Source organism: Mediterraneibacter faecis (assembly GCF_055383675.1).
Map to the genome: position 1 here is coordinate 207393 of NZ_AP043803.1, position 26740 is coordinate 234132.

Here is a 26740-nt window from a genome sequence, read left to right on the forward strand (position 1 = left end):
TATGATTAAGCCTATTATGAGAGACATATTTTTCTTAAATCAGAAATCAGAATTGGCAACAGAAGCGGATAAGCAGGTGGCAATAGATCTGCTGGATACACTGAAAGCAAATGAAGCAGGCTGTGTAGGAATGGCTGCGAATATGATCGGAGTAAAAAAGAGAATCATTGCAGTGAATATGGGGTTGTTTAATATTGCTATGTTTAATCCGAAAATCGTGAAACGCACAGGCGCTTATGAGACGGAAGAAGGTTGTCTGTCATTGGATGGAGTGCGAAGCTGCAGACGTTATCAGGAAATAGAAGTTGAATATCAGGATATGAATTTCAAAAAGAGAAGAGAAAAATACAGTGGATGGACGGCTCAGATCATTCAGCATGAAATAGATCATTGCGATGGGATTTTGATATAAATTTTGTTTGTGCATTGAGGAGGTGTGTCGCATGGATTTCAAGTATTGCAAATTAGAAATCTTTATTCCAGAAACACATATTTCGCAGCTACAGAAAGCATTGCAGTCAGTAGATGCCGGTCATATAGGAAATTATGATTCCTGTATGTCCTGCTCCAAGGTCACCAGTTACTGGAGACCATTAGATGGAACTTCTCCTTACATTGGAAATGTAGGAGAGATTAGTTGTGAGCCGGAAGTGAAAGTTGAAGTGACTGTATTTACAGAAAAAGTGGATGAAACAATTCAGGCAATTAAAGAGATACATCCATATGAGGAACCGGTAATCAATGCATTGCCGATTTATCGGACAAGCTTTTAAGGGAAAAAGAAGTCTTACGATCAGACAGAAAGGAGACTTCTTTTATTATACAACAGATTCTGATTTCATGCATAGAATAGTTAAGAGAAAATATCGGCAATCATGGAATAATGCCTATGAGATTTTGCGAATTGAAGGAAAAGGAAGTTGTGAATATCTGCAATGGCAAGTGCCTTGGAGGTGTAGTAGATCTGCAGATAAATGTATGCTCCGGTGCGATAGAAGCATTGATTGTTCCTGGGCCGGGAAAGTTCTGTGGATTCTTTGGAACGGATAGCGAATATGTGATACCATTTGCATGTATAAAGAAGATTGGACCGGATATTATTCTTGTGGAAATTAAAGAAGAAAAGTTTTTGCAAAAATATTAGACATTGTGTATAATGAAGGCAATAAGATACGTGGAAAGGCGGAGTGGATTATATGAAGTGTCCATATTGTGGCAATCCAGATACAAGAGTGATTGATTCCAGACCAGCAGAGGATAATAGTTCTATCAGAAGAAGACGTTCCTGTGATGAATGTGGTAAGCGTTTTACAACTTATGAAAAGGTAGAAACGATCCCACTGATTGTAATTAAGAAAGATAATAACCGTGAACAGTATGAAAGAGCGAAGATAGAGAATGGAGTTCTGAATGCATGCTACAAGCGTCCGGTTCCGGCTGAAGAGATTCAAAAGACAATTGATGCGATTGAACTGTCAATTTTTAATCGTGAAGAGAAAGAAATCCCAAGCAGTGAGATTGGTGAAATTGTTATGGAGAATTTGAAGGCATTGGATCCGGTTGCATATGTCAGATTTGCATCTGTCTACAGAGAGTTCAAAGATGCGAATACATTCATGGATGAATTGAAGAAATTTCTAAAATAATAAAAATCGGTTATACTCTGTTCGTGAGTATAACCGATTTCAATCTTTCGGAGAATGTTAGTATATTACACGGGAGGCGAGAATGAGAACTTATAAATTAACAATTGCTTATGACGGAACTGCATATCAGGGATGGCAGAGACAGGCAAACACAGAGAACACTTTGCAGGGAACTCTGGAGCGAACAATTTCGTCAGTGGCAGGATATCCAGTGGAGATTGATGGTTCAGGACGAACAGATGCAGGTGTTCATGCGAATGGACAGACTGCAACAGTAGTTCTTTCTGGTCAGGTGGAGGATGGATTTTTTACAGAAAAGATAAATTCAAGATTACCCGGAGATATTCGGATTTTAGATGCAGAGCTTGTGAGGAATGGATTTCATGCGAGAAAAAGTGCAGTTGGAAAAAGATACATTTATCAGCTGGATTTGGCGGAGAAACCAGATGTATTCACAAGACGATATACATATCATTTTCCGCAGAGATTGGATTTAGATGCGATGAGAAAGGCAGCACAATTGTTGATTGGCACGTATGAGTTTGCCGGATATACGGATAAAAAGGATGAAAAGTCCACAAAAAGAACAATTTATGCTATAATGATTTGCGGACAAGGAAGCAAAGTCAGTATTCAATATGAAGGAACAGGATTTCTTTACCATATGGTAAGGATTTTGACAGGAACTTTGCTGGAAGTTGGAACCGGAGCACGAAGCATAGAGAGTGTGAAGGAACCTTTGAAATCAAAAGATAGAAGTCAGGCTGGATTTTTAGCACCTGCAAGAGGGTTATTCCTTGATGAGGTGTATTATTGATTCGGTTATGGAAAGTTGCTGATTATTCACAGAAGAGTTGGCGAATGGACGGTGAACAGCAACACTCTTGAAAGGGAGGATGCAGCGTATTGAAATTAATATCATGGAATGTAAATGGTATTCGTGCCTGTGTACAGAAAGGATTTCTTGATTTCTTTCATGAGGCAGATGCGGATATCTTCTGTATTCAAGAGACGAAGATGCAGGAAGGACAGCTAAATCTGGAATTAGAAGGCTATTATCAGTATTGGAATTATGCTGTGAAGAAGGGATATTCCGGAACAGCTGTGTTTACAAAGAAAGAACCATTGTCGGTGAGTTATGGAATCGGTATTGAGGAGCATGACCAGGAAGGACGTGTGATTACGTGTGAATTTGAAGAGTTTTATTTCGTCACAGTATACACACCAAATTCTCAGAATGGGCTGGCAAGGTTAGATTACAGAATGAAGTGGGAGGATGACTTCCGCACTTATCTGAAGAAGTTAGAAGAGACAAAGCCGGTGATTGTGACTGGAGATATGAATGTAGCGCACAAAGAGATTGATCTTAAGAATCCGAAGACCAACCGTAAGAATGCAGGTTTTACGGATGAGGAAAGACAGAAGTTTACTGAACTTCTGGATGCAGGATTTATTGATACATTCCGGTACTTTTATCCGGAGCAGACAGGAATCTATTCCTGGTGGTCTTATCGTTTCAGTGCCAGGGCGAAGAATGCAGGCTGGCGTATCGACTACTTCTGTGTCTCGGAAAGTTTAAAGGACAGACTGGACGATGCGAAGATACTTACAGATATTATGGGATCAGATCATTGCCCGGTTGAATTGGATTTGAAATAATAGAAAGAGGAGAAGAGAACAATGACAAAGATTGACATTATTTCAGGATTTCTTGGAGCAGGAAAGACAACTTTAATTAAGAAGCTTCTTTCTGACGCATACAAGGGAGAACAGGTTGTATTGATCGAGAATGAATTTGGAGAGATCGGTATTGATGGTGGATTTTTGAAGGAAGCAGGAATTGAGATTCGTGAGATGAATTCAGGATGTATCTGTTGTTCACTGGTTGGAGATTTTGGGAAATCTCTTCATGAGGTCGTAGATACTTATCATCCGGATCGTATTCTGATTGAGCCATCAGGAGTTGGAAAGCTTTCTGATGTAATCAAGGCTGTACAGGATGTTCAGGGTGAAATCGATGCAGAGCTCAATAGCTTTACAACAGTTGTAGATGTAACAAAGTGCAAGATTTACCGTAAGAACTTTGGCGAATTTTTCAGCAATCAGATTGAATATGCAGGTGCAGTTATTTTAAGCCGTACAGATAAAGCGAAACCGGAGAAGATTCAGGAAAGTGTTGCACTGTTAAGAGAACTGAATGAAAAAGCTCCAATCATCACAACACCGATCGAGCAGCTTCCGGGCGAGAAGATTCTTGAAACAATGGAATCAATCAAATCTCTTGAAGATGAGTTACTCGCAGAAGTAGCCAAGGAAGTACATGATCATGAACATCATCACCACCACGATCATGAAGAGTGCGATCACGAGCATCATCACCATCACGATCATGAAGAGTGTGATCACGAGCATCATCACCACGATCATGAAGAGTGTGATCACGAGCATCATCACCATCACGATCATGAAGAGTGTGATCACGAGCGTCATCACCACGATCATGAAGAGTGCGATCACGAGCATCATCACCACCACGATCATGAAGAGCATGAGCACCATCATCATGACGGAGAGTGCAGTTGTGGATGTGGACATCACCATCATGATCATGAAGGCCATCATCATGCAGATGAAGTTTTCACAAGCTGGGGTAAAGAGACAATTCATACTTATACAAAGGATGAGGTCAGTGCAATTCTGAAGACTCTTGAAGAGGACGGCTCTTACGGAAATGTACTCCGTGCAAAAGGAATGGTTGCAGGTGCAGACGGTGAGTGGATTTACTTTGATATGGTTCCAGAGGAACATGAAGTAAGAACAGGAGCACCGGAATACACAGGAAGAATCTGTGTGATCGGAGCAGAGCTTAACGAAGACAAGCTTGCAGAATTATTTAAGCTGAAATAAAAAGGATAAGCAAAGCAGTACCCCATAGGGGGCTACGTAGCATTATGTAATAACAGATGTCTTCTGCGAAAGGGAGACGGAATGGAGATAGATATGATGAAAGAGCCAGATGTTATGGTTTATCTGATGACAGGTTTTCTTGATAGTGGAAAGACACAGTTTCTGAATTTTACATTGTCACAGGACTACTTCCAGATCGACGGTAAGACACTTCTGATTCTTTGTGAAGAGGGAGAAGAAGAGTATGATCCGAGAGAATTGCTGAAGTATGGTGTCATTATTGAGACTGTAGAAGATAAAGAAGATCTGACAGAAGAATGGCTGGAAGAGATGAATAAGAAGCACAAGCCGGAACGTGTGGTTATCGAGTATAACGGTATGTGGCAGGTGAGTGAATTTGAGAAGATGAAGCTTCCGGCAGGCTGGGCTATTGAGCAGAAGATCACAACGGTAGATGCAAGTACTTTTCAGATGTATCTGACAAACTTAAAACCACTGTTTGTAGAGATGGTAAAGGGCGCAGAGCTTGTTCTGTTCAACCGTTGCGAGGATAAGAAACCGTTGGCAGGATACCGCAGAAGTGTTAAGGTTGTAAGCCCTCAGGCAGAAGTAATCTTTGAGGATGAGAACGGTGAGGTAGACAATATCTTTGAAGACGAAGTACCATATGATCTCAAAGCACCTGTGATTGAGATTCCAAGAGAAGATTATGGTATCTGGTATATTGATATGCAGGAGCATCCGGAGCGCTATAAAGGAAAAATTGTAGAATTTGTTGCAAAGGTTATGAAACCAAAAGCATTTCCGTCTAAGGTATTCTATCCGGGGCGTATGGCAATGACTTGCTGTGCAGATGATACATCTTTCCTTGGATATGTTTGCAGAAGCGCTTATGCGCCGAAGCTGAATGCGGGAGACTGGGTAAAAATTCGTGCAAAAGTGCGTTATGCGAATCTGTCCGTATACGGCGGAGAAGGACCGGTGCTTGAGGCAGAGAATATTGAGCCTGCAGAACCAATTGAAGAGTTAGTATATTTTAATTAAGACAAGCAATAAGACAAAGTAATAAAACAAGAAATAGGAGGAGAACTTCATGGCAAAGAAGTATGATGTAATCGCATTAGGAGAGCTTCTGATTGATTTTACAATGAATGGACAAAGCGAGCAGGGAAACAATATGTTTGAGGCTTGCCCGGGAGGTGCACCGTGTAATGTGCTGGCACTTCTGAACAAGATGGGAAAGAAGACAGCATTTATAGGAAAAGTTGGAAAAGATCAGTTTGGAGCGTTATTAAGAGATACGATTACGGAAGCCGGAATCGATGCCTCTAATCTGATGGTTGACGAAAATGTGAATACAACACTTGCGTTTGTACATACATTCCCAGATGGAGACAGAGAGTTCTCATTTTATCGTAATCCGGGAGCAGATATGATGCTTACAGCAGATGAAGTGAATCCAGAAGTAGTAAAAGATACAAAAGTCTTTCATTTCGGAACACTTTCTATGACACATGAAGGTGTGCGTGAAGCAACAAAGAAAGCGGTAGAAACAGCAAAAGCAAATGGTTGCCTTGTATCCTTTGATCCAAATCTGAGACCGCCGCTGTGGAGTTCTCTTGATCTTGCAAAAGAGCAGATGGAGTATGGATTTGGAAAATGTGATATCCTGAAGATCTCTGATAATGAAATTCAGTTTGTATCCGGTAAGGAAGACTATGATGAGGGAATCGCATATCTGCAGGAGACATACAATATTCCGCTGATTCTTCTGACTATGGGAAAAGACGGAAGCAGAGCTTATTACAAAGGCATGCGCGTAGAGAGACCCGGATTTTCAGTGAAAGCAATTGAGACAACCGGTGCAGGAGATACTTTCTGTGGAAGTTCTTTGAATTATCTGGTTGATCATGATTTTGAGAATCTGACAGAGGAACAGTTAGGAGAGATGCTGACATTTGCGAATGCGGCAGCAGCACTTGTAACAACAAAGAAGGGTGCGATCAAAGCAATGCCTGTAAAAGAAGAAGTTCTTGAACTGATTCAGAAATAATTGACAAGAAAACAGTCAATCATTATAATGTAACACAGAAACAAGGGCGTTTCCAACTTAGGTGGAGAACGCCCTTTTATCGTATCAGTTTATGATAAAGGAGGTCGAAAAATAATGCATAACTATACAAGAGATGATATTTTTCACATAGTAGAGGAAGAAGATGTCGCTTTCATCAGATTGCAGTTTACAGATATTTTTGGAACGATGAAAAATATGGCGGTAACAGTAGGACAGCTTGAAAAAGCATTGGATAACCGCTGTATGTTTGATGTTTCTTCCTTGGAAGGGGTTGCAGATGAGGAAGAATCAGATATGTATTTATATCCGGATTTGAGTACATTTGAAATCTTTCCATGGAGACCACAGCAGGGAAAAGTTGCAAGACTGATCTGTGATGTGTATAAAAAAGATGGAACACCGTATGAAGGCGATCCGCGTTATGTACTCAGAAAGGCTGTTGCTGAGGCGAAAGAGATGGGATATACGATGAATGTCGGCCCGGAATGCGAGTTCTTTCTTTTCCATACAGATGATGACGGTAGACCGACAACAGTAACTCACGAGCAGGGAGGATATTTTGATGTAGGGCCATTGGATCTTGGAGAAAATGCGAGAAGAGATATGATCTTAACATTAGAAGATATGGGGTTTGAGATTATTTCCTCACATCATGAGATTGCGCCGGCGCAACATGAAATCGACTTTCACTACGATGAGGCGATGATTACAGCAGATAATCTGATGACATTTAAGATGGTTGTCAAGACAATCGCAAAACGACACGGTCTGCACGCGACATTTATGCCAAAGCCGAAGAGTGAGACTTATGGGTCAGGAATGCACATTAATTTGTCTTTATATAAAAACGATGGAACAAATGCACTTTATAACGCAGAGGATGAGAATGGACTCAGCCAGGAAGGATATTATTTTATTGGTGGCTTGATGAAACATATGAAGGCAATCACCTGTATTACAAATCCAACGATCAATTCGTATAAACGTTTTGTGCCGGGGTATGAAGCACCTGTTTATATGGGATGGTCAGCTAAGACAAGAGGACCTTTGATTCGTGTGTCTATGGAGAAAGAAGACAATTCAAGACTGGAACTTCGTAGTCCGGATGCTACGGCGAATCCATATCTGGCGCTTGCAGTACTTCTGAAAGCCGGGGTGGACGGAATTAAGAATCAGATTATGCCTCCGAAGAATATTGATGAAAATATTCAGAAGATGACGCAGGAAAGAAGAGATGAACTTCAAGTGGAAGAACTGCCGAGAACGCTTGGGGCTGCTACAGCAGAGCTTGAGAAAGATGAACTGCTGATCAGCGTATTAGGGAAAGAGCTTGCCGAGAAGATCATAAAAGCAAATAAGAAAGAATATAAAGAATATTGTATGCAGGTGACAGACTGGGAGATTAATCATTATCTTTACAGGCTGTAGTTCGGGTATCCTGGCATTGGGCATTTAGAGATCGCATATGTTAGTATAGAACATTTTAGAGAAAACAGATTGATAGAAGAGTAGTTAGCGGAAGAGGTGAGCAGATATGAGCAACATTATTGTCGTTTTTCCAAAGAGGGAAAATGCAGTAAATATCCGTAATAGTTTGGTTCGTGCGGGTATTGAAGTATCTGCGGTATGTTTGACAGGAGCTAAGGTTTTGCAGTATGCTGATAACTGGAACGATGGAATTGTCGTGTGTGGTTATCGGTTTCAAGATATGCAGTATACAGATTTACGAGAATCTCTTCCGGATACGTTTGACATGCTTTTGGTGGCTTCAGCGGATAAGTGGATGGATGGACTGCCGGATGGGGTTGTAGGACTTCCACTCCCAATCAAAGTTTATGATTTGGTAAATACCGTTGAAATGATTCAGCAGACACAGAGTAGGAAGAGAAGAAAGCGCAGAGAAACGATACGAAAGAGAGACGATTCTCAGAGAAAGATAATCGATCAGGCGAAAGCGCTTCTGATAGAACGAAATAACATGTCAGAAGAGGAAGCACATCGATATTTACAGAAGAGCAGTATGGAAAGTGGGACTAATATGCTCGAAACAGCACAGATGGTGCTGACAATTATGAATGAATAAGAGGCAGCTGTTAACAGTAACGAATAAGAAGTGCTGTAAACAATAACAAATGAGAGGACTGTCAGTGATGACAGTGGAACGGAGAAGAGAATGAAATTTACAAAAATGCAGGGAATTGGAAATGATTATGTGTATGTAAACTGTTTTGAAGAGAAGGTAGAAGATCCATCAGCGTTGGCAATCCAGGTGAGTGACAGACATTTTGGAATAGGATCTGATGGATTGATCCTGATCTGTCCGTCGGAAGTGGCAGACTGTGAGATGGCCATGTATAATGCGGATGGCTCTAGAGGAGAAATGTGTGGAAATGGAGTTCGCTGTGTTGGAAAATATATGTATGATTACGGCCTGACTGACAAAACAGAGATTACAGTTGAGACTTTAGCAGGAATCAAAACACTTCAGCTTTTCGTAGAAAATGGAAAAGTTGCGAAGGTTCGAGTTGATATGGGAAGCCCAATCTTGACACCGGCAGAAATTCCGGTTGTGGCTGAGGGAGATAAAGCTGTAGATGAACCGATTCTTGTGGATGGAAAAGAATATCATATGACTTGCGTGTCTATGGGAAATCCGCACGCAGTTGTTTATGTAGATGATGTTGATAATCTTCCGATTGAAGAAATCGGACCAAAATTCGAAAGCCATGAGAGATTTCCAAGACGTGTGAACACAGAGTTTGTAAAAGTACTGGATAGACATACTGTACAGATGCGTGTTTGGGAGAGAGGATCTGCGGAGACACTTGCCTGCGGAACAGGAGCATGTGCTGTAGCTGTTTCCTGTATTCTGAATGGATTGACAGAAGATGAAGTAACTGTAAAGCTTCTTGGCGGAGATTTGGAGATTCAGTGGGATCAGGAGAAGAACACAGTTTATATGACAGGACCGGCAACCGTTGTATTTGATGGGGAGCTGAAATAAAGAAGTGTTGACTAGATTTTCGATTTTTGTATTCATAGTCAAGTATATATAGAGATGTGTTGACTAATATTTCATTTTTGGGGTTTTTAGTCAACACATCTTACTATTTTATTGACCTGTTTTTGAGAATTTTAAAACCTGGATACAACTTCTGGTTTTATGACTGACTGAATTAGAGATTTTGGAATTAATAGTCACCGAATCATATTCTCACTTTACTTGCGCCCAACAAATTGCATTCTGTGCAAGTATAGATAGATTATACAACAAAAAAAAGAGATTACAAATTGTAATCTCTTAAAACATCGGAGTGACAAGATTCGAACTTGCGACCTCTACGTCCCGAACGTAGCGCTCTACCAAACTGAGCCACACTCCGATAAAATAGGGAACTTGCCGAAGCAAATTCCCAGCTACGGAAAAGGGACTTGAACCCCTACTAACAGAGTCAGAGTCTGCTGTGCTGCCAATTACACCATTCCGCATTACTTGAGTTTTGTTTGTTGCTTGTTTCAAACAACATGGTTATTATATCAAAGCTACAGAAAAATGCAACCCCTTTTTTTATATTTTTGCGTTAGACTTTTTAAAGAAATTGTCTTAAATGTCAGAAAATTAAGAAAATTCATTTCGCCAAACGAAAAAGGGTATCGATGGTAGCGAAAAAAGCATCAATGGCAGAAAAAAGGGCATCGACAGTTACTAAAATCTATAAGATCACTCTACAAGAAAAGCTCTGCAATAAATACAACTACGCAGCAAAGAACTGCGACCGGCAGCAGTCCTGCACCACACCATGCGGCTACAACTCCAACAACGAGAGCGAGAACTCCGGAGATTGGAGACTGTGTGGCATGAAGGATCGCCGGGAATGTCATTACTGCTAGTGTGACATAAGGTACATAGTATAGAAAGGACTGAAGAAACTGGTTCTTCAAAGGTTTTCGAATCAAGGTCATCGGCAGTACGCGGATTAAATAAGAGATACCGCCCATGATAAGAATATAAATATAAATATTGTGTGTCATAATTTTATTCCTTTTGAGTAACTGAACAGTTACGTTTTTATTATTGCTTAGTTGAAGCTGAAGTTTCATCTTCTGTCGGTATAGGGAAGAAGAATGCTGCTCCGGCTGAAAGTACAACGGTCAGTATAATTGTTCTGGTACCATCCGACAGAGTGGAGATCCAAGGCAGGCAAGTTGCTGCGAAGCTTGAGATAAATGCAAGAGTAACCAGTCCCGCAACGACTTTATTCTGCTTCGAAGGAGGAATGATGATAGCGATAAACATTCCAAAGAGGGCAACACTAAATGCACTGACCATACGCGGTGACATGATATTTCCGGCAATGACACCGAGCATAGTTCCAAAAGCCCAGCCCGGAAGCGGAGTTACCATCGCGCCATAGGTATAATAAGGGTTTAAAGTACCGGGTCTGCTGATCGCAATTCCAAAAAGTTCGTCTGTGATATCATAACTCATCAGCAGACGGTGTCCTAACGAAAGGTCGGGACTCAAACGCTGACTCATGGCACAGCTCATCAGAAGATAACGCGCATTCGTGATCAATGTGACAATTGCGACCTCAATATAAGGAGAGTTTGCAGCAATTACAGTCAGTCCGGCATACTCTCCGGCAGATGCATTATTTAACAGACTCATAAGGAATCCCTGAAATGCATTCAGGCCGATATTTCTTGCGGCAATACCGATTGAAAAGGAGACCGCAAGATATCCAAGTCCGATCGGAATTCCATCGCGAAAACCACGACGAAATGCCTGGCTATTAGATTCTTTCATAATAATAAACCACCTTAGTTACAAATTTTGTCTCTGAGGGATATTGTATCATTTTTGCTGAGGAAATCAAAGTCGGAAATGAGGCCAAATCCTCCAATTTATAACATTTCTTGACGCATTTGTGTAAGTGTGATAGAATGACCCCGTTGTAACATATAATTTAATACAGATGCGTGAGGTGTCAGTCAGATGGATGATGGCGTTCTGATTATGAATGATCAGAGGAACGACGTGGAAAATCTGGACTGGTGAAAAGGGAAACAGGTGAGAATCCTGTACGAACTCGTCACCGTATTTCGTGAGCTTGTGTTTTGAGACCACTGGGAGACCGGGAAGGTGAAGCAGAAGCATTTGAACGATCAGCCGGGAGACCTGCCTTTCGCAGTACAGGAATGAAGAATTCATGCCACGAGGAATTGGCCGTACGAAAGGAAATGATTTAGACTGCAGTAATTATTTACAGATAGATTGTAAATGATCACCGGTTTTTCTTTGCGTACCCTCGTTTGATTCGAGGGTGTTTTCATTTCTGAGAATAAGAAATCAGGAGGATGACAATGAAAAAGAAAGTATTAATGGTTTTACTGGCAGCAACACTTAGTGTGTCCATGATTGCAGGATGTGGATCAAAGGGCGACAACAACACTGACACAACAAAGACAGAGTCTAAACAGGACAGTGATCAGGAAGCAGCAGATAAAGTTGCGAAGCTGATTGATGACATTTATGTTCAGGAAAGAACAGACAAGACAGATGAGCAGTGTAAAGCAGCGAAAGAAGCATGGGATGCACTGACAGATGCACAGAAAGAACTTGTTGAGGGAGAGAATGCGGATCCGGATTATTTCGGAAGAGATACAGGAGATGCATCCAAGGATGATCCGCTCAACGCTGATGAAATCGGTGAAAATGAAATCCTTGTAGTAAGTTTTGGAACATCCTTTAATGACAGCCGTGCGACAGATATCGGTGGTATTGAGAAGGCAGTTCAGGCAGCTTATCCGGACTGGTCTGTAAGAAGAGCATTTACAGCACAGATCATCATCAATCACGTACAGGCCCGTGATGGCGAGAAGATCGACAATGTGGATCAGGCATTGCAGAGAGCTGTAGACAATGGAGTGAAGAACCTTGTTGTACAGCCGACACATCTGATGCATGGAGCAGAATATGATGAACTTACAGCAGCATTAGAGGGATATAAAGATAAGTTTGAATCTGTTAAGATTGCAGAGCCACTTCTCGGAGAAGTTGGAGCTGATGCAACTGTTATCAATGCAGACAAGGCAGCAGTAGCAGAAGCAATCACAGCAGAGGCTGTTAAAGATGCAGGATTTGACAGTCTGGATGCAGTAAAAGAAGACGGAACAGCATTTGTATTCATGGGACATGGTACATCTCATACTGCAAAGGTAAGTTATTCTCAGATGCAGACACAGATGGAACAGCTTGGATATGACAATGTATTTATCGGAACTGTAGAGGGTGAGCCGGAAGATACATCCTGCGAGGCAGTGATCGAGAAACTGAAAGAAGCAGGATATAAGAAAGTAATCCTTCGTCCGCTGATGGTTGTTGCAGGAGACCATGCGAACAACGATATGGCCGGAGATGACGATGATTCCTGGAAGAGCCAGTTTGAGGCATCAGGAGCATTTGACAGCATTGATACTCAGATTGCAGGTTTAGGAGAGATCCAGGCAATCCAGCAGCTGTATGTAGCACATACACAGGCTGCAATTGATGCAGAGTAATTTGTAAGAAGATATTGAGAAGGTCATGCTTGTTCAGAGAAAAAGGAATTGCATGACCTTTTTTGAATCAATGAAAGGAAGGATTTAGATGAAAAAGAAGTTATTAATGGTATTGGTTTCTGTTTCTATGATCGCATCTGTATTTACAGGATGTGGAAATAGCACAGAGGCTAAAGACAGTGGAAAAGCACAAACAGAACAGGCGGATACAAAAGAGGATTCTGCAGATAAGGCAGAAGATGAACAGGCAGCACTGGAAGACGGAACATATACAGCAGAGTTCCAAACAGACAGCTCTATGTTCCATGTGAATGAAGCAATGGATGGAAAAGGAACACTGACAGTAGAGGATGGGAAAATGACAATTCATATCAGTCTGGTGTCTAAAAATATTGTCAATCTGTTCGAAGGAACTGCCGAGGATGCACAGAAGGACGGCGCAGAACTGCTTCAGCCTACAACAGATACTATTAATTACAGCGATGGAACATCTGATGAGGTCTATGGATTCGACGTTCCGGTTCCGGCACTGGACAAAGAATTTGATCTTGCATTGATCGGAAAAAAGGGAACATGGTATGATCACAAGGTCAGCGTGACAAATCCGGTGGAAGTAGAAGAATAAAATGCATTTGTAATCTTTACAAAGCGGCAAAGAAGGGATAAGATACTTTTATAAAATAATTTATAAAAGGAGCCTTGGATATGGCTGGAGCGGAAAAGAGAAATATTACAAAATCAAAAATAGTAAATTATATTATAAATCACGAAGCAACGTCTAAAGTGGAATTGTCGAAGGATCTCAATCTTAGTATGCCGACTGTATTGTCGAATGTGAATGAGCTTTTGGCTAATGGAATTGCGGTTGAAACCGGAGAATATGAATCTACAGGCGGGCGAAAAGCAAAACGAATCAGTATTAATCCAGCGTACCGTTATGCGGTTGGGATAAGGATCACTGCGAAGCATGCAGGATTTGTACTTGTGAATTTGAGCTATGAGATAGAGAAATATGAAAGGATCCGCTTAGAATTTTCAACAGAGGCCGCTTACTACTTACAATTGAGCGAAGCATTGGAAAGATTTCTTTCAGATGTAGAACACAGAGAACGAATCTTGGGAATCGGAATTTCAATTCCGGGAATTGTTAATTCGAAAGAACGAATGCTGATCAAATCTCATGCGCTCCAATTGGAGAATTATAGTTTAAGCTTTTTGGAACAGATCTTTTCACTTCCGGTTTATTTTGAAAATGATGCCAATGCGGCAATGATGGCAGAGGATTTAAATAACTATAGAAATGCATTGTATCTTTCATTGAATAACACACTCGGGGGAGCATTTTGCATTGACGGGAAATTGATTCCGGGAGCGAATCAGAAAGCCGGAGAATTTGGACATATGATCCTTGTTCCGGGCGGAAAGAAATGTTATTGCGGAAAACAAGGCTGTGCGGATGCTTACTGTGCGGCGAGCGTGCTGACAGATGACACCAAAGAGACACTGGAACAGTTTATGAAGAAGGTGGAAGAGAAGGACGGACAGGCTGTGAAGGTTTGGAAAGAGTATCTTAATAATCTGGCAATCCTTATTTCAAATCTGAGAATGGCATATGATATGGATATTATTCTTGGAGGAGAAGTAGGGGGATATCTTGCAGATCATATGATAACCTTAGGGAAAAAAGTAATGGAATATAATGGATTTGAGCATGATGCGAGATACCTGAAAGTTTGTTCATATAAGAGAGAAGCCTCGGCAGTTGGTGTGGCAAAACATTATTTGCAGGCTTTTATTAAAACATTATAACGATCAGAATGATGGAAAGTTAGAAAATCCAGAGAAGAAACATTTTTAATACATATTTCTTCCCTGGATTTTTTTGCGCAAAGTGCATAAAAATTATAGCGAAATCTTGTGCAATAGGCAGAATTGAACAATAACATATTGACAAAATACATTTCCTGAACAATAATGTAATTACTTTAATAAAACATTTAATAAAAGATATTCAATAAAGGAGGAAAACATTATGTTACAGCAGGTAATGACAAACCCGGGAGAAATTATTTTCAGAGAGGTACCGGTTCCGGAAGTGAAAGATGATCAGGTACTGGTTAAGATTATGAATATTGGAATCTGTGGATCTGATATTCACGTATATCATGGAAAGCATCCATTTACAAAATACCCGGTGACTCAGGGACATGAGGTATCCGGTGAGATTGCCAAGGTCGGAAAAGATGTTACAGAATTTCATGAAGGACAGAAAGTTACGATCGAGCCACAGGTTTACTGCGGACAGTGTTATCCGTGCCGCCATGGAAAATATAACCTTTGTGAGGAACTTAAGGTTATGGGATTCCAGACAACAGGAACAGCTTCAGAATATTTTGCAGTAGATGCCTCTAAAGTAACACCGATTCCGGAAGATATGTCTTATGAAGAAGGTGCCATGATCGAGCCTCTGGCAGTTGCAGTGCATGGAGTGAAGCAGGTAGGAGATGTAAAGGGATTGAATATTGCAGTTCTTGGTGCAGGACCGATCGGTAACCTGGTTGCACAGGCAGCAAAAGGAATGGGCGCCGCAAAGGTAATGATCACAGATGTCAGCGACCTTCGTCTGGATAAGGCAAAAGAATGTGGTATTGATGTATGCGTTAATACTATGGAGAAGGACTTTGGAGAGGCAATGGTTGAAGCCTTTGGTCCTGACAAGGCAGATGTGATCTATGATTGCGCAGGAAATAATATCACAATGGGACAGGCAATTAAATACGCAAGAAAAGGAAGTATCATCGTTCTTGTTGCCGTATTTGCGGGAATGGCAACAGTAGACCTTGCAGTTGCAAATGATCACGAACTGGATATCAAGAGCACAATGATGTATCGTCATGATGATTATGTAGATGGTATAGAACTTGTAAATGAAGGAAAAGTTCATTTAAGACCATTGATTTCTAAGACATTTGCATTCAAAGATTATCTGAAAGCATATCAGTATATTGATGATAACCGCGAGACAACGATGAAAGTAATCATCAATGTGCAGGAGAAATAGGAGATCGAATCAAGAGAGAGCAGAGTTTTATCAGAAACTTTGGCTAGGAGGTAATTAATGGAAAACGAGAGCAATAATGGAAAAGTGCCTCTGATCAGCAAGATTGCATATGGTTTCGGAGATGTAGGATGTAACTTTAGCTGGATGTTTGTCAGTAACTTTTTAATGATTTTCTATACAGATGTATTTGGAATCAGTATGGCAGCAGTATCAGCATTGATGCTTTTCTCAAGATTCTGGGATGCAATCAATGATCCGATCGTAGGTGGATTAACAGATAAAACAAACACAAGATGGGGAAGATACCGTCCATGGCTGTTAGTGGCAGCACCGATTACATCAGCGCTTTTGATCCTCTCTTTCTGGGCGCACCCAGATTGGTCAAATACATCGAAAATAGTTTACATGGTAATTACATACTGTCTTCTCGTCTTAGGATACACCTGTGTAAACATTCCATATGGAACACTTTGCGGTGCTATGACACAGGATATTGATGAGCGTGCCAAGATCAATACATCTCGTTCTGTAGCGGCAATGATCGCAATCGGAATCATCAATATCGTAACAGTGCCACTGATCAGCAGGCTTGGAAGCAACAGTGTAAAGAACGGTTATCTGTTTGTTGCAATTATTTACGGATGCATCTTTGCTGCATGTCATTTCTTCTGTTTTGTAAAGACAAAAGAGCAGGTGACAATTCCGGAGAAAGAAAAAATCTCCATTAAAGTACAACTGAAGGCCGTTATGCAGAATAGACCATATCTGCTTGCATTAGTTGGACAGGTGCTGTTTGGATTCACATTATATGGAAGAAATGCAGATATTTTATATTATTTCACTTATGTAGAAGGAGATGCTTCCTATTATACAACATATTCCATGTGTATTATTATTCCTTCAATTATCGGTGCAGCTTGCTTCCAGCCGGTATTCCGCAAGTTGAATAATAAAGGAAGAACAGCATCTGTTTTTGCATTACTTACAGGAATCGCTATGCTTGCAATGTTCTTCTTTAATGTAAAAGAATCTCCAATTGTATTCTATGCATTGGCGGGTATTACACAGTTCTTCTTTTCAGGATTTAACACTGCAATCTATGCGATCATTCCGGATTGTGTGGAATATGGTGAGTGGAAAACAGGACTTAGAAATGATGGATTCCAGTATGCATTTGTTTCTCTTGGAAATAAAATCGGAATGGCTATAGGAACTGCACTCCTTGCAGCTCTGCTTGGTAAATATGGATATGTGGCAAATCAGGTACAGAATCCGGAAGTGATTGCAGTTATGAAACATGCATTTTCAACAATTCCAGGAATTTTGTGGATTGTCACAGCAGTTGTTCTGTTCTTCTACCGTTTGAATAAAAAACGTTACAATGAAATCGTGGAAGATCTGAAAAATGGAAAAAGAGGTTAAGAAAATATAATAACAAAAACGTGGCCCGGTGCACTGCACCGGGCCATTATCTATATAAACTATTCGTAATTTTTGGTCGAAGTCCGGCAATCATAAAAGATCTGTCGCTAATACAATCACCGTCTTCTTTTCTATGTATGATACTTTTGTAATTCATTTGTATCAACTTGATGATGTTATTATACGGAAGAATTGTGAACACCTCGTGTCACGAAAGCTAAAGAAAAGTAAAATTTATTAAGAGAATATAATCTAAAACTGAAGAATTGTTTAATCCAGATTATAGACAAAATGTCGATAATTTTGTTAATGGAAGACTGGAAATTTTTCACGATACATGATATGATGATGTAAATGTCAAAAAGTATAAATTGCGTTTGTGCTCGCACAAATAAGCAATTTATACTTTTTGACACGCCGAACACCGAAAACGGAATAAAATGGTGTGAACACACCATTTTATGGGAGCTTGAGGTGTTCGAGGATTGCGGGAATTGCATAGCAATGGAGCAATCCGGTTACATCAGTGAGTGTCAAAATTTACTTTTGACACTCGCATCATATGATAGAAAACGGTAAAAAAGGAAGGATGAAAATAATGGATATCAAAGAAAAGATTCATGCAACAACAGAAGAATTGTTAAGCAATATGGAAAGACTTGTAGCGATAGATTCACAGCTTGGAACACCAGCAGAAGGAATGCCATTTGGAGAGGGACCGGCAAAGGTTCTTCACGAAGCACTGCAGATTGCAGATGAGCTCGGATTCAAGACAGTGAATCTGGATAACTACTGTGGATATGCAGAGATGGGAGAAGGCGAAGAGATCGTTGGTATCGCAGGACATCTGGATATCGTACCGGCGGGCGGTGACTGGACATATGATCCATTCAAGCTGACAAGAGAAGGAGATTACGTTTACGGACGTGGAACAACAGATGATAAAGGACCTGTTATGGAAGCGCTTTATGCAATGAAGCTTCTTCGTGATTCAGGTGTGAAGCTCAACAAGAGAGTTCGTCTGATCATGGGATGTAATGAGGAAAATGGTTCCAGATGTATGGAGCATTATAATGAAGTGGCAGAAGAGTTATCTTGTGGATTTACACCGGATGCAAATTACCCATGTATTCACGGAGAGAAAGGTATGCTTGGCATGCTGGCAACTTCTAAAAATACAAAGATTATTTCTATCAATGGTGGATTTGTATTCAATGCCGTATGTGATGCATGTACAGCAGAGATTCCGGCAGAAGAAGGACTGAAAGGCAGACTGGAAGCTGCTTTCGCAGAGACAAAACTTCAGGAATACAAAGTAACAGAGGAAGATGGAAAGATCACTATTTATGCAAAGGGAGTATCTGCACATGCAAGTACACCGGCATTTGGAGTTAATGCTGCAGGTGTTATCTTTGACTGTCTTGCAAAAGCCGGATTTGAAGATGATTTCGTAGAATTCTATAACTCACACATTGGTACAGCATGTGACGGATCAGGAATCGGACTGAAATGCGCAGATGAGTTTGGAGAGCTTACATTCTGTAACGGAATCGTTAAGAAAGAAGACGGTGTGATCTCCGCTACAATCGATATCAGATTCCCGGTAACATATTCTGTAGAAGATATGCTCAAGATGTGCGAAGGAAAGCTCGAAGACGAGAACGGACGCATTGAGATCCACACAACTACAAAACCATTGTTCTTCCCAAAAGAGTCTCCACTTGTAGAGGCACTGTACAAAGCTTATACAGATGTAACAGGAGATACAGAGAACAAACCGTTAGTAATCGGTGGTGGAACATATGCGAAGTCCTTAAAAAATATCATCGCATTCGGACCGGAGAAACCGGGCGTAGATTACCGCATCCACGGTGCAGACGAGTACACACTCGTATCTGAAGTTGAAGAAGCAGTACAGATTTACATGGAAGCAATTAAGAACTTGCTTGCAATTTAATAGATGTTACTAAGTATTGCTTTGATCTTGCTTGTAGGAATGTCTATGGGCTGGATCTGTAAGAAAATCAAATTGCCAAGCTTGCTTGGAATGATGATCACGGGGATGATACTCGGCCCATATGTACTGAATCTGTTGGATGAGAGTATTCTTGGAATCTCAGCCGAGCTTCGAAAGATCGCGCTGATTATCATCCTTACAAGAGCCGGTCTTGGTCTGGATCTTTCAGGACTTAAAAAGATCGGAAGACCGGCTGTGATGATGTGTTTTGTTCCGGCAACGTTTGAGATTGTTGGAATTGTACTGCTGGCTCCGAAGCTGATGGGATTATCTATACTTGAAGCTGCAATTATGGGAGCTGTGCTTGCAGCAGTTTCACCGGCTGTTGTAGTACCGAGAATGGTGAAGCTGATGGAGGAAGGCTATGGCGTGAAACAGGGGATTCCGCAGCTGATTCTTGCGGGCGCATCTGTGGATGACGTCTATGTCATCGTGCTGTTCTCAACATTTACAGGAATGATGCAGGGACAAAGTACATCTATACTCAGTTTTATCAATATTCCGGTTTCTATTTTCCTTGGAATTGGGATTGGATTATTAATAGGGACATGTCTTGCGTATTACTTTAAGAAAATGCATATAAGAGATACCTCGAAAGTGTTGATCATTTTGAGTATTTCTCTGTTGCTTGTTGTTATGGAAGACAGTTTGAATACGGCGATTACATTTTCAGCATTGATCGCGATCATGTTCATTGGGATCGGTTTGCAGAAGAAGAGAGAAGTTGTTGCGAAGAGGATTTCTGTGAAATATGGAAAGCTGTGGGTGGCAGCAGAAGTATTTCTGTTTGTGCTTGTAGGAGCAACAGTGAATGTCGGATATCTTGGAAAAATCGGTGTGAAAGCGATAGTTGTTATCGTAGGTGCACTGGTGTTCCGTATGCTTGGTGTATCCGTCTGCCTTCTTGGAACAAGTCTCAAGAAGACAGAACGGTTATTTGCCATGATAGCTTATACACCGAAAGCAACAGTTCAGGCCGCAATCGGTGGAATCCCTCTTGCGATGGGATTTGCATGCGGAGATACTGTTCTTACCGTGGCCGTTTTAGCGATTGTGCTGACAGCTCCGCTGGGCGCATTTGCGATTGATTTCTCGTATAAGAAATTATTGAAAAAATCAAAATAGAAAATGTTATTAAAACAGTTCATGTAGAAAAAACAACCATTTATGAAAGCAGACCTTAACGGTCTGCTTTTTATGTTATGATAAGTTCAGTAAAAAAGACACTTGTGATATGGAAAATGCAAGAAAACTGATCACAGGTACTGCGAAGGGTAACAAAGTAACATAGTACACAATAAAAGGTAGGTTTCAAAATGAGTCTGAAATATGAAAAGTTGATCAGAAAAATGACACTGGCAGAGAAAGCAATTATGATGTCAGGAAAGAACACATGGGAGACAGTTGATTTAGAAAAATATGGGATTCCGTCTATGGTAATGTCCGATGGACCGCATGGGCTGAGAAGACAGGCAGGAGCAGGAGACCATTTGGGATTGAATGCCAGTCTTCCGGCAACTTGTTTTCCGACAGCAGCAGGAGTGGCAAACAGCTGGGACGAAGCACTTGGAGAAGAAATTGGAGAAGCACTTGCAGAGGAAGCAGTGACGATGGGTGTCAATGTGATCCTTGGACCGGGACTTAATATTAAGAGAAGTCCTTTGTGCGGAAGAAACTTCGAGTATTTTTCAGAGGATCCATATCATGCAGGAAAAATGGCGGCGGCATATGTTTGTGGAATCCAAAGTAAGGGAATTGCAGCCTGCCCGAAACATTTTGCAGCAAACAGTCAGGAGCTGCGCCGCATGGCAAATGATTCCGTTGTAGACGAAAGAACGTTCCGTGAGATTTATACGACCGGATTCGAGATTGCAATTAAGGAAGGTAAATCAAAGTCCATCATGTCTTCCTATAATGAAGTAAATGGAGTCTATGCAAATGAAAACAGTCATATGCTGCAGGAAATCCTGGTAGATGAGTGGGGATTTGACGGATTTGTCGTGTCTGACTGGGGCGGAAGTAATGATCATGCACTTGGTGTGAAGAACGGAAGCCATTTGGAAATGCCGGGAACAGGAAAATCAGGTATGTATGATATTATTCATGCAGTTGAGAACGGTGATCTTGATGAAGCAGTATTAGATCAGAGACTGGATGAGCTTTTAAATGTGATTTTCTCAACACATCAGGCAACAGAAGACGCAAAGGGAAAAACATTTGATGTGGAAGCGCATCATAACCTGGCAAGAAAAGCAGCTGAGGAAAGTATTGTCCTTCTGAAAAATGAGGATCAGATCCTTCCGTTGAAACCGGGAACGAAAGTTGCAGTGATCGGTGATTTTGCAAAGACACCAAGATATCAGGGCGCAGGATCATCACTTGTAAACCCGGCAAAACAGCCGGAAGCAATCCTTGATGTGATTGGATCAACAGATCTGGATGTTGTTGCATATGAGCAGGGATATATTCGTAACAGAAAACCGAATCAAAAGTTGACAAAGGCAGCAGTAGAACTTGCAAAGAAGGCGGATTGTTCGTAATCGTAAGTAATCTGATCACTGTACTTAAATATGTAATGTTGCTGTTTTTGCCACTGGCATTCGCAGGACTTCCGAATATTGATTTCGGTTTCCCGGGAATCGACATTACATTATTCGGTGAGACATTTAAGTGGAATATTATCGGATATGATGCGGCACATGGCGGTCTTCCGTATTTCTGTGCATACATGATCGCAATGCTCGTTGGTGAGTGTATCAACTTCCCAATCCAGAGAAGCTTTGTGTTCCGCAGCAAAGGAAAGATCTGGTATCAGGCGTTCTGGTATCTGATCGCATTCTGTATTGTTACATGTATTGTAAACTCAATCAATTGTATCTGGGTTGCAGTTGCCGGAATGTTTGTACCGGGATGGCTTTATAATATCGGAACAACCGTGCTGAACGGAGGAGTGTCGATGGTGGTATTCTTCTTCGTGAATAAGATTATTTTCCCGGAGGGAGAAGCAAAGTAGAATATAGAAAAGAAGAACAGGGCAGTGCGCGTTAGCGTGCTGTCCTGTTCTTTTAACATGAAAATCATTTTCCAATTCATCTTGACAATAAAATTTTTTGCGTTAAAATAAAAAAATGATTTTTGATAGATTCGAGATGGAAGTAAAGTAATGTTGGAATTTGTAAAACAGAGCAAGAAAAGAAAGTTATATTGTATCCTTGGCATATTGTATCTGCTGTGTATTATCTTTGTTGCAAATGATGCATGGTTGTATAGCACACCCATTGCAAAACTGACAAAGGTCGAAACCAGTGTCTCAGGAGAAGAGATAGGAACCAGAGGAACGAAGGAGAAAAAATATAAGCAGAACATCCAGGGAGTAATCCTAAATGGAGAAAACAAGGGAAAGACAATAAGTTTTACGAATGAGTACACGTATACCGGAATGATGAAACAGCCATATCATAGAGGAGATAAGGTCTTGCTCAATGGAACCAGCAAGAGAATGGGTTCTGGAATTCGTGGACTGAAACGAGATACAGAGCTTATGATACTTGTAGGATTCTTAATGTTTGTATTAATTACCATTGCAGGAAGACAGGGTGCGCTTACGATAGTGACCGTTATTTTCAATGTTGCTGTTTTTGCAATTGGTTTTTGGAAAGCGGGAGATACATCAAATGTGCTGGAAATGTGCAGTAGGCTGGTGATTCTTTTTGCAGTTATTACATTGGTTGGATTAAACGGGATTCATAAAAAGACATGGGCAGCACTTTTTACAACATTGATTGTTCTTGTAATGATCATGGGAATCTTTGATGTTGTAATCCATCATGCAGAAGATCTTGATTATTCGACCATGGAGTATCTTGGAAGTATTGAAAATCCGGATGAAATTTTCCATGCAGAAATCCTGATCTCAGGACTGGGAGCAATCATGGATGTGGCGGTCGCCATCGCTGCATCCTTAAGTGAAATTGTTGAAAAGAAGTCGGAAGTGACATTTTTGGAATTATTTAAATCAGGAAGAGAAATTGGATATGACATTATGGGAACGATGATAAATGTGCTGTTGTTTGTCTTTGGCTGTGGACTGATCCCAATGTGTCTGATTCGGATGAATAATGATGTGAGTTTAATTACTATTATAAAATTGCACATTCCATGTGAATTGTGCAGATTCCTGGTGGAAAGTATAGGAATTGTTCTGGCAATACCGATTTCTATTTTGGTTACTTCTGTGATGATAAAGGTCCCAGGAATGTTTCATAGACAGAAGAAAGCAAGAAAGGTGCAGGGAGAAGGAAAATGCTGATAACACTTGGATTGATTTTACTGATTTTAATTATGGTCGTCGGTGGAGACAGAGGTGTCGTTTCGCTTATTGCTTTGTGTGGAAATCTGTTGATCTTAAGTCTTGCAATCTGGCTTATGGCATCAGGAGTTCCTGTTCTTCTCGTTACGGTTTGTGTCGGTGTTGTCATTTCCTGTATTACGTTGTTCTATCAAAATGGTAGAAATGGAAAGACATGGAGTGCATTTCTGGCAACTATGATCACAATGCTGTTGCTGTTTTTCTTCATATATATCGTTGTATGGAGAAGTGAGGCGGGAGGTCTTAACGAGATACAACAGGTTGGAGAAGATGTATTTTATTATAATATGAACCTGAATATCAGTATGAGAAATGTTGCTGTCTCTGTTATACTTCTCAGTACTCTTGGAGCTGTTCTTGATATGGCACTGACAGTTACCACATCTGTTTATGAAGTGAAAAGCCATAAAGAAGATATGACTTTTAAAGAACTGATTCACAGCGGAATGCAGATAGGAAAAGAAGTGACCGGAACAACAGTGAATACACTTCTGTTTGCATATTTAGGAGAATCACTTCTGCTTTTTTCCTATCTGCGGATGCAGGGATATTCGTTTGAACTACTGTTGAATTCTAAAATCATGTTTGAAAATTGTGCCTCAATGATCTTCGGAGCAATCGCCTGCGTGGTTGTAATGCCGGTGGCAGCGGTTGCAGGGGGCTATTTTTTCCGGTTTAAATAAACATAAAATCCAACGTTCAACATAATTCCAACTGCTGTAGAAACCGGTGCAGCAAGACCGATCTTTGTCAGGCTGGCATTCGGCTGGATACTCATGATGTATGCCATTGGCAAACGGACCAGAAGTGTCTGAATCAGACCTTGCGTCATAACCCAAAGAGTCTTATCATTTCCATTAAAATATCCTACCATACTGAAAAGAACGGCTGTTACAATTGTTTCCGGTGCGAATCCTCTCAGGTAAGCAAAACCATTCTGAATAACAGCTGCATCGGTAGAGAAGAATCCGGCCAGCACATCTCCCTTAAGAAATACAAGAGTGAAGACGAAACATCCGACAACCAGGCCGACTCCGATTCCGGTGAACATAGATCTCTTTGCACGCTTTGATTTTCCGGCACCGACATTCTGAGAGACGAAAGAAGCCATGGACTGCATGAGTGCGCTAGGTACCAGCATTGCAAAGTTTACGATTTTGCAGGCAACGCCGTAACCAGAAGAAGCCTCCAGCCCGAGCCGATTTACAAAAGCGCAGAGTGCGAGGAATGACATCTGTGTCAGGAATTCCTGGAGAGCAAGAGGCAGTCCAATGATGAGGAATTTCTTGCACTGTGGATTCAGACAGAAGTCTTTCTTTCTAATCTTGAATGGTAGTTCTTTTTTGATAAGAAGAACTACTGCGAAGACAACACTGATTGCCTGGGCGAAAACAGTTGCAATCGCGGCACCGGCTGCGTTCATGTGGAAACCTGCAACAAGTATCAAGTCACCGAAAACATTTATGATGCATGCGACAAGTACAAAAAGCAGAGGAGACTTGCTGTCTCCGAGTCCACGGAAAATTGCGGAAAGCAGGTTGTAAGCGACGATAAAGAAGATTCCAGCGCCACAGATACGGATGTAAACAGCAGTCAATTCGACAGTTTCAGCAGGTGCCTGCATCAGGATCGCGATTGGATGCGCAAAACAAACCATAACGATGAACAATCCAACTGAAATCGCTGTAAATACAATTGCAGCACCGCCAATGACGGAGCCAATCTGTTCCGGTTTCTTTTCGCCGAGATAACGTGCAATCAGAACCGTGATACCCATAGCAAACTGGACGACTACGAAAGTGACCAGATTCAGAACCTGACTTCCGGTAGAAACTGCAGAAAGCCCGGAGGTAGAACCAAATCTTCCAACGACCAGAAGGTCAACCGCTCCATATGCTGCCTGAAGGATTAGTGCACCAAGCACAGGCATCATAAATGCCACCAGTTTCTTTAAAATACTTCCTTGTGTAAAATCAGCAGTTTTATCTGTCATTTTGAATGCTCCTTTCACACATGATGTCGTAAAATTTCTGAATTGTCCGGATCATATAGTCGGCTTCAGTGTCAGATATAGCATCAAGGTAAGGAAGTAGCTCATTAAAATAATTTTCATTATACTTTTCAGATAGCTCCTTGCCATGTTCGGTCAAAGACAAGTATGTGACACGTCCGTCATCCGGAGAGGAGATCTTTTGAACTAATCCTTTCTTCTCCATTTCTTTTATTGTCCTTGTGACACCCGGTCGCGGGATATTCAGAATGTCACTCAGATCAGAAACTTTTACATGGTCGTTCTGTTTCTGAAGCTCCTGGATCATATCCATATAGCGGATGTGAGATGACATGATACCTTCCGGAAGCGGAGGGAGCATCTCACGAATTCGCTTTGCCTGATAACATGCATCGAGCATGCGTTTGATTTTTTCATTTGTCATAATAAAACTCCTATATAGTTACCAAAGTTAATTACCATAGATAATTATATGGAGATTTGAGGAATTGTCAAGAGAAAATGTTGATTGTGATGATAATTTGAGGAAAATGTGGGGAGAAGTCTTGATATGTTCGCAAATTAATAAAAGACAAGAAAACGTACAAGATAACAAGCAAGTTATAGTAAAATAAATAAAAATTTAGTATAATATAGTAAGAAAACGTACAAGATAATAAGTAAGTTATACGA

At 40.9% G+C, this 26740-nt stretch carries 26 protein-coding genes, 2 tRNA genes, 1 pseudogene and 1 riboswitch; of the genes and pseudogenes, 23 read left to right on the forward strand and 6 right to left on the reverse strand.

Annotation, left to right across the window (positions count from 1 at the left end):
* The first annotated feature begins 1 nt into the window (after position 1).
* From ACZ47Z_RS01000 to dapF, 12 genes are all read left to right on the forward strand, one after another.
* Positions 2 to 412, forward strand: a complete 411-nt coding sequence (locus ACZ47Z_RS01000) for a peptide deformylase (protein ID WP_054751839.1) — start codon at positions 2 to 4, stop codon at positions 410 to 412.
* Positions 413 to 443: 31 nt separating this feature from the next.
* Positions 444 to 773, forward strand: a complete 330-nt coding sequence (cutA, locus tag ACZ47Z_RS01005; protein ID WP_054751841.1) for a divalent cation tolerance protein CutA — start codon at positions 444 to 446, stop codon at positions 771 to 773.
* Positions 774 to 889: 116 nt separating this feature from the next.
* Positions 890 to 1144: a YlmC/YmxH family sporulation protein gene (locus ACZ47Z_RS01010; protein WP_020436629.1), complete on the forward strand. Its 255-nt coding sequence runs from the start codon at positions 890 to 892 to the stop codon at positions 1142 to 1144.
* 52 nt (positions 1145 to 1196) lie between these two features.
* Positions 1197 to 1646: a transcriptional regulator NrdR gene (gene nrdR / locus ACZ47Z_RS01015; protein ID WP_054751843.1), complete on the forward strand. Its 450-nt coding sequence runs from the start codon at positions 1197 to 1199 to the stop codon at positions 1644 to 1646.
* An 82-nt stretch (positions 1647 to 1728) separates the two neighbouring features.
* Positions 1729 to 2463 carry a tRNA pseudouridine(38-40) synthase TruA gene (truA, locus tag ACZ47Z_RS01020; protein ID WP_270841173.1) on the forward strand — a complete coding sequence of 245 codons (735 nt, stop codon included), beginning with the start codon at positions 1729 to 1731 and terminating at the stop codon, positions 2461 to 2463.
* 89 nt (positions 2464 to 2552) lie between these two features.
* Complete coding sequence (locus ACZ47Z_RS01025; protein WP_054751846.1) at positions 2553 to 3305, forward strand: exodeoxyribonuclease III; 753 nt, start codon at positions 2553 to 2555, stop codon at positions 3303 to 3305.
* Positions 3306 to 3326: 21 nt separating this feature from the next.
* Positions 3327 to 4553 carry a CobW family GTP-binding protein gene (locus ACZ47Z_RS01030; protein ID WP_464525776.1) on the forward strand — a complete coding sequence of 409 codons (1227 nt, stop codon included), beginning with the start codon at positions 3327 to 3329 and terminating at the stop codon, positions 4551 to 4553.
* 96 nt (positions 4554 to 4649) lie between these two features.
* A complete protein-coding gene (locus ACZ47Z_RS01035) occupies positions 4650 to 5597 on the forward strand; it encodes a TIGR03943 family putative permease subunit (protein ID WP_464526037.1) in 948 nt (315 codons plus the stop codon).
* A 49-nt stretch (positions 5598 to 5646) separates the two neighbouring features.
* The gene (locus ACZ47Z_RS01040; RefSeq protein ID WP_015529921.1) at positions 5647 to 6606 is read left to right on the forward strand and encodes a carbohydrate kinase family protein; all 960 of its coding nucleotides are present in this window, start codon (positions 5647 to 5649) and stop codon (positions 6604 to 6606) included.
* Positions 6607 to 6720: 114 nt separating this feature from the next.
* A complete protein-coding gene (gene glnA / locus ACZ47Z_RS01045) occupies positions 6721 to 8055 on the forward strand; it encodes a type I glutamate--ammonia ligase (RefSeq protein ID WP_117908310.1) in 1335 nt (444 codons plus the stop codon).
* Positions 8056 to 8161: 106 nt separating this feature from the next.
* Positions 8162 to 8710 carry an ANTAR domain-containing response regulator gene (locus ACZ47Z_RS01050; protein ID WP_015529923.1) on the forward strand — a complete coding sequence of 183 codons (549 nt, stop codon included), beginning with the start codon at positions 8162 to 8164 and terminating at the stop codon, positions 8708 to 8710.
* Between the two features lie 90 nt (positions 8711 to 8800).
* Positions 8801 to 9631, forward strand: a complete 831-nt coding sequence (gene dapF, locus ACZ47Z_RS01055) for a diaminopimelate epimerase (RefSeq protein WP_020436623.1) — start codon at positions 8801 to 8803, stop codon at positions 9629 to 9631.
* A 305-nt stretch (positions 9632 to 9936) separates the two neighbouring features.
* On the opposite strand, the gene ACZ47Z_RS01060 is transcribed toward dapF, so the two are convergent.
* The 4 genes from ACZ47Z_RS01060 to ACZ47Z_RS01075 all read right to left on the reverse strand — a co-directional run bounded on the left by ACZ47Z_RS01060 (position 9937) and on the right by ACZ47Z_RS01075 (position 11434).
* Positions 9937 to 10010: transfer RNA gene (locus ACZ47Z_RS01060), tRNA-Pro, on the reverse strand.
* A 34-nt stretch (positions 10011 to 10044) separates the two neighbouring features.
* A tRNA-Gln gene (locus ACZ47Z_RS01065) sits at positions 10045 to 10116 on the reverse strand.
* A 237-nt stretch (positions 10117 to 10353) separates the two neighbouring features.
* Entirely contained in the window at positions 10354 to 10659 is a 306-nt protein-coding gene (locus ACZ47Z_RS01070) for an AzlD domain-containing protein (RefSeq protein ID WP_054751854.1), read from the reverse strand.
* Positions 10660 to 10699: 40 nt separating this feature from the next.
* Entirely contained in the window at positions 10700 to 11434 is a 735-nt protein-coding gene (locus ACZ47Z_RS01075; protein WP_020436582.1) for an AzlC family ABC transporter permease, read from the reverse strand.
* A 205-nt stretch (positions 11435 to 11639) separates the two neighbouring features.
* Positions 11640 to 11828, forward strand: a riboswitch (cobalamin riboswitch).
* 163 nt (positions 11829 to 11991) lie between these two features.
* Here ACZ47Z_RS01075 and ACZ47Z_RS01080 point away from each other — a divergent pair.
* The 11 genes and pseudogenes from ACZ47Z_RS01080 (at position 11992) to ACZ47Z_RS01130 (ending at position 24740) form a co-directional block, all read left to right on the forward strand.
* Positions 11992 to 13188 carry a sirohydrochlorin cobaltochelatase gene (locus ACZ47Z_RS01080; RefSeq protein ID WP_117916555.1) on the forward strand — a complete coding sequence of 399 codons (1197 nt, stop codon included), beginning with the start codon at positions 11992 to 11994 and terminating at the stop codon, positions 13186 to 13188.
* A gap of 88 nt (positions 13189 to 13276) precedes the next feature.
* Complete coding sequence (locus tag ACZ47Z_RS01085; RefSeq protein WP_054751858.1) at positions 13277 to 13813, forward strand: hypothetical protein; 537 nt, start codon at positions 13277 to 13279, stop codon at positions 13811 to 13813.
* Between the two features lie 80 nt (positions 13814 to 13893).
* Positions 13894 to 14997 carry an ROK family transcriptional regulator gene (locus ACZ47Z_RS01090; protein ID WP_464525777.1) on the forward strand — a complete coding sequence of 368 codons (1104 nt, stop codon included), beginning with the start codon at positions 13894 to 13896 and terminating at the stop codon, positions 14995 to 14997.
* A gap of 223 nt (positions 14998 to 15220) precedes the next feature.
* Positions 15221 to 16249: a zinc-dependent alcohol dehydrogenase gene (locus tag ACZ47Z_RS01095; RefSeq protein ID WP_015529930.1), complete on the forward strand. Its 1029-nt coding sequence runs from the start codon at positions 15221 to 15223 to the stop codon at positions 16247 to 16249.
* 57 nt (positions 16250 to 16306) lie between these two features.
* Positions 16307 to 17671 (forward strand): MFS transporter, encoded by a 1365-nt coding sequence (locus ACZ47Z_RS01100; RefSeq protein ID WP_054751863.1) that lies wholly within the window; start codon positions 16307 to 16309, stop codon positions 17669 to 17671.
* A gap of 598 nt (positions 17672 to 18269) precedes the next feature.
* Positions 18270 to 19628, forward strand: coding sequence for a M20 family metallopeptidase (locus tag ACZ47Z_RS01105; protein ID WP_464525778.1), 1359 nt, complete (start codon positions 18270 to 18272; stop codon positions 19626 to 19628).
* A 3-nt stretch (positions 19629 to 19631) separates the two neighbouring features.
* Entirely contained in the window at positions 19632 to 20813 is a 1182-nt protein-coding gene (locus tag ACZ47Z_RS01110; RefSeq protein ID WP_464525779.1) for a cation:proton antiporter, read from the forward strand.
* A gap of 191 nt (positions 20814 to 21004) precedes the next feature.
* Positions 21005 to 22219 (forward strand): annotated as a pseudogene (locus tag ACZ47Z_RS01115) (glycoside hydrolase family 3 N-terminal domain-containing protein); the annotation flags it as partial.
* Positions 22219 to 22701 (forward strand): GtrA family protein, encoded by a 483-nt coding sequence (locus tag ACZ47Z_RS01120; RefSeq protein ID WP_020436590.1) that lies wholly within the window; start codon positions 22219 to 22221, stop codon positions 22699 to 22701. The pseudogene ACZ47Z_RS01115 and the gene ACZ47Z_RS01120, both read left to right, overlap by 1 nt.
* Before the next feature lie 150 nt (positions 22702 to 22851).
* Complete coding sequence (locus ACZ47Z_RS01125) at positions 22852 to 23997, forward strand: YibE/F family protein (RefSeq protein WP_054751867.1); 1146 nt, start codon at positions 22852 to 22854, stop codon at positions 23995 to 23997.
* Entirely contained in the window at positions 23991 to 24740 is a 750-nt protein-coding gene (locus tag ACZ47Z_RS01130; RefSeq protein WP_020436588.1) for a YibE/F family protein, read from the forward strand. The genes ACZ47Z_RS01125 and ACZ47Z_RS01130 overlap by 7 nt, the downstream gene beginning before the upstream one ends.
* Here the strand turns inward: ACZ47Z_RS01130 and ACZ47Z_RS01135 are convergent.
* Positions 24719 to 26050 carry an MATE family efflux transporter gene (locus ACZ47Z_RS01135; protein ID WP_054751871.1) on the reverse strand — a complete coding sequence of 444 codons (1332 nt, stop codon included), beginning with the start codon at positions 26048 to 26050 and terminating at the stop codon, positions 24719 to 24721. The genes ACZ47Z_RS01130 and ACZ47Z_RS01135 overlap by 22 nt on opposite strands.
* The gene (locus ACZ47Z_RS01140; RefSeq protein WP_054751873.1) at positions 26040 to 26492 is read right to left on the reverse strand and encodes a MarR family winged helix-turn-helix transcriptional regulator; all 453 of its coding nucleotides are present in this window, start codon (positions 26490 to 26492) and stop codon (positions 26040 to 26042) included. The genes ACZ47Z_RS01135 and ACZ47Z_RS01140 overlap by 11 nt, the downstream gene beginning before the upstream one ends.
* Between the last annotated feature and the right edge of the window lie 248 nt (positions 26493 to 26740).

Bases quoted from the DNA above. Each gene is read 5' to 3' on its own strand.
- ACZ47Z_RS01000 (WP_054751839.1), top strand. From the start codon at position 2: ATGATTAAGCCTATTATGAGAGACATATTTTTCTTAAATCAGAAATCA.
- cutA (WP_054751841.1), top strand. From the start codon at position 444: ATGGATTTCAAGTATTGCAAATTAGAAATCTTTATTCCAGAAACACAT.
- ACZ47Z_RS01010 (WP_020436629.1), top strand. From the start codon at position 890: ATGAGATTTTGCGAATTGAAGGAAAAGGAAGTTGTGAATATCTGCAAT.
- nrdR (WP_054751843.1), top strand. From the start codon at position 1,197: ATGAAGTGTCCATATTGTGGCAATCCAGATACAAGAGTGATTGATTCC.
- truA (WP_270841173.1), top strand. From the start codon at position 1,729: ATGAGAACTTATAAATTAACAATTGCTTATGACGGAACTGCATATCAG.
- ACZ47Z_RS01030 (WP_464525776.1), top strand. From the start codon at position 3,327: ATGACAAAGATTGACATTATTTCAGGATTTCTTGGAGCAGGAAAGACA.
- ACZ47Z_RS01035 (WP_464526037.1), top strand. From the start codon at position 4,650: ATGAAAGAGCCAGATGTTATGGTTTATCTGATGACAGGTTTTCTTGAT.
- ACZ47Z_RS01040 (WP_015529921.1), top strand. From the start codon at position 5,647: ATGGCAAAGAAGTATGATGTAATCGCATTAGGAGAGCTTCTGATTGAT.
- glnA (WP_117908310.1), top strand. From the start codon at position 6,721: ATGCATAACTATACAAGAGATGATATTTTTCACATAGTAGAGGAAGAA.
- ACZ47Z_RS01050 (WP_015529923.1), top strand. From the start codon at position 8,162: ATGAGCAACATTATTGTCGTTTTTCCAAAGAGGGAAAATGCAGTAAAT.
- dapF (WP_020436623.1), top strand. From the start codon at position 8,801: ATGAAATTTACAAAAATGCAGGGAATTGGAAATGATTATGTGTATGTA.
- ACZ47Z_RS01070 (WP_054751854.1), bottom strand. From the start codon at position 10,659: ATGACACACAATATTTATATTTATATTCTTATCATGGGCGGTATCTCT.
- ACZ47Z_RS01075 (WP_020436582.1), bottom strand. From the start codon at position 11,434: ATGAAAGAATCTAATAGCCAGGCATTTCGTCGTGGTTTTCGCGATGGA.
- ACZ47Z_RS01080 (WP_117916555.1), top strand. From the start codon at position 11,992: ATGAAAAAGAAAGTATTAATGGTTTTACTGGCAGCAACACTTAGTGTG.
- ACZ47Z_RS01085 (WP_054751858.1), top strand. From the start codon at position 13,277: ATGAAAAAGAAGTTATTAATGGTATTGGTTTCTGTTTCTATGATCGCA.
- ACZ47Z_RS01090 (WP_464525777.1), top strand. From the start codon at position 13,894: ATGGCTGGAGCGGAAAAGAGAAATATTACAAAATCAAAAATAGTAAAT.
- ACZ47Z_RS01095 (WP_015529930.1), top strand. From the start codon at position 15,221: ATGTTACAGCAGGTAATGACAAACCCGGGAGAAATTATTTTCAGAGAG.
- ACZ47Z_RS01100 (WP_054751863.1), top strand. From the start codon at position 16,307: ATGGAAAACGAGAGCAATAATGGAAAAGTGCCTCTGATCAGCAAGATT.
- ACZ47Z_RS01105 (WP_464525778.1), top strand. From the start codon at position 18,270: ATGGATATCAAAGAAAAGATTCATGCAACAACAGAAGAATTGTTAAGC.
- ACZ47Z_RS01110 (WP_464525779.1), top strand. From the start codon at position 19,632: ATGTTACTAAGTATTGCTTTGATCTTGCTTGTAGGAATGTCTATGGGC.
- ACZ47Z_RS01125 (WP_054751867.1), top strand. From the start codon at position 22,852: ATGTTGGAATTTGTAAAACAGAGCAAGAAAAGAAAGTTATATTGTATC.
- ACZ47Z_RS01130 (WP_020436588.1), top strand. From the start codon at position 23,991: ATGCTGATAACACTTGGATTGATTTTACTGATTTTAATTATGGTCGTC.
- ACZ47Z_RS01135 (WP_054751871.1), bottom strand. From the start codon at position 26,050: ATGACAGATAAAACTGCTGATTTTACACAAGGAAGTATTTTAAAGAAA.
- ACZ47Z_RS01140 (WP_054751873.1), bottom strand. From the start codon at position 26,492: ATGACAAATGAAAAAATCAAACGCATGCTCGATGCATGTTATCAGGCA.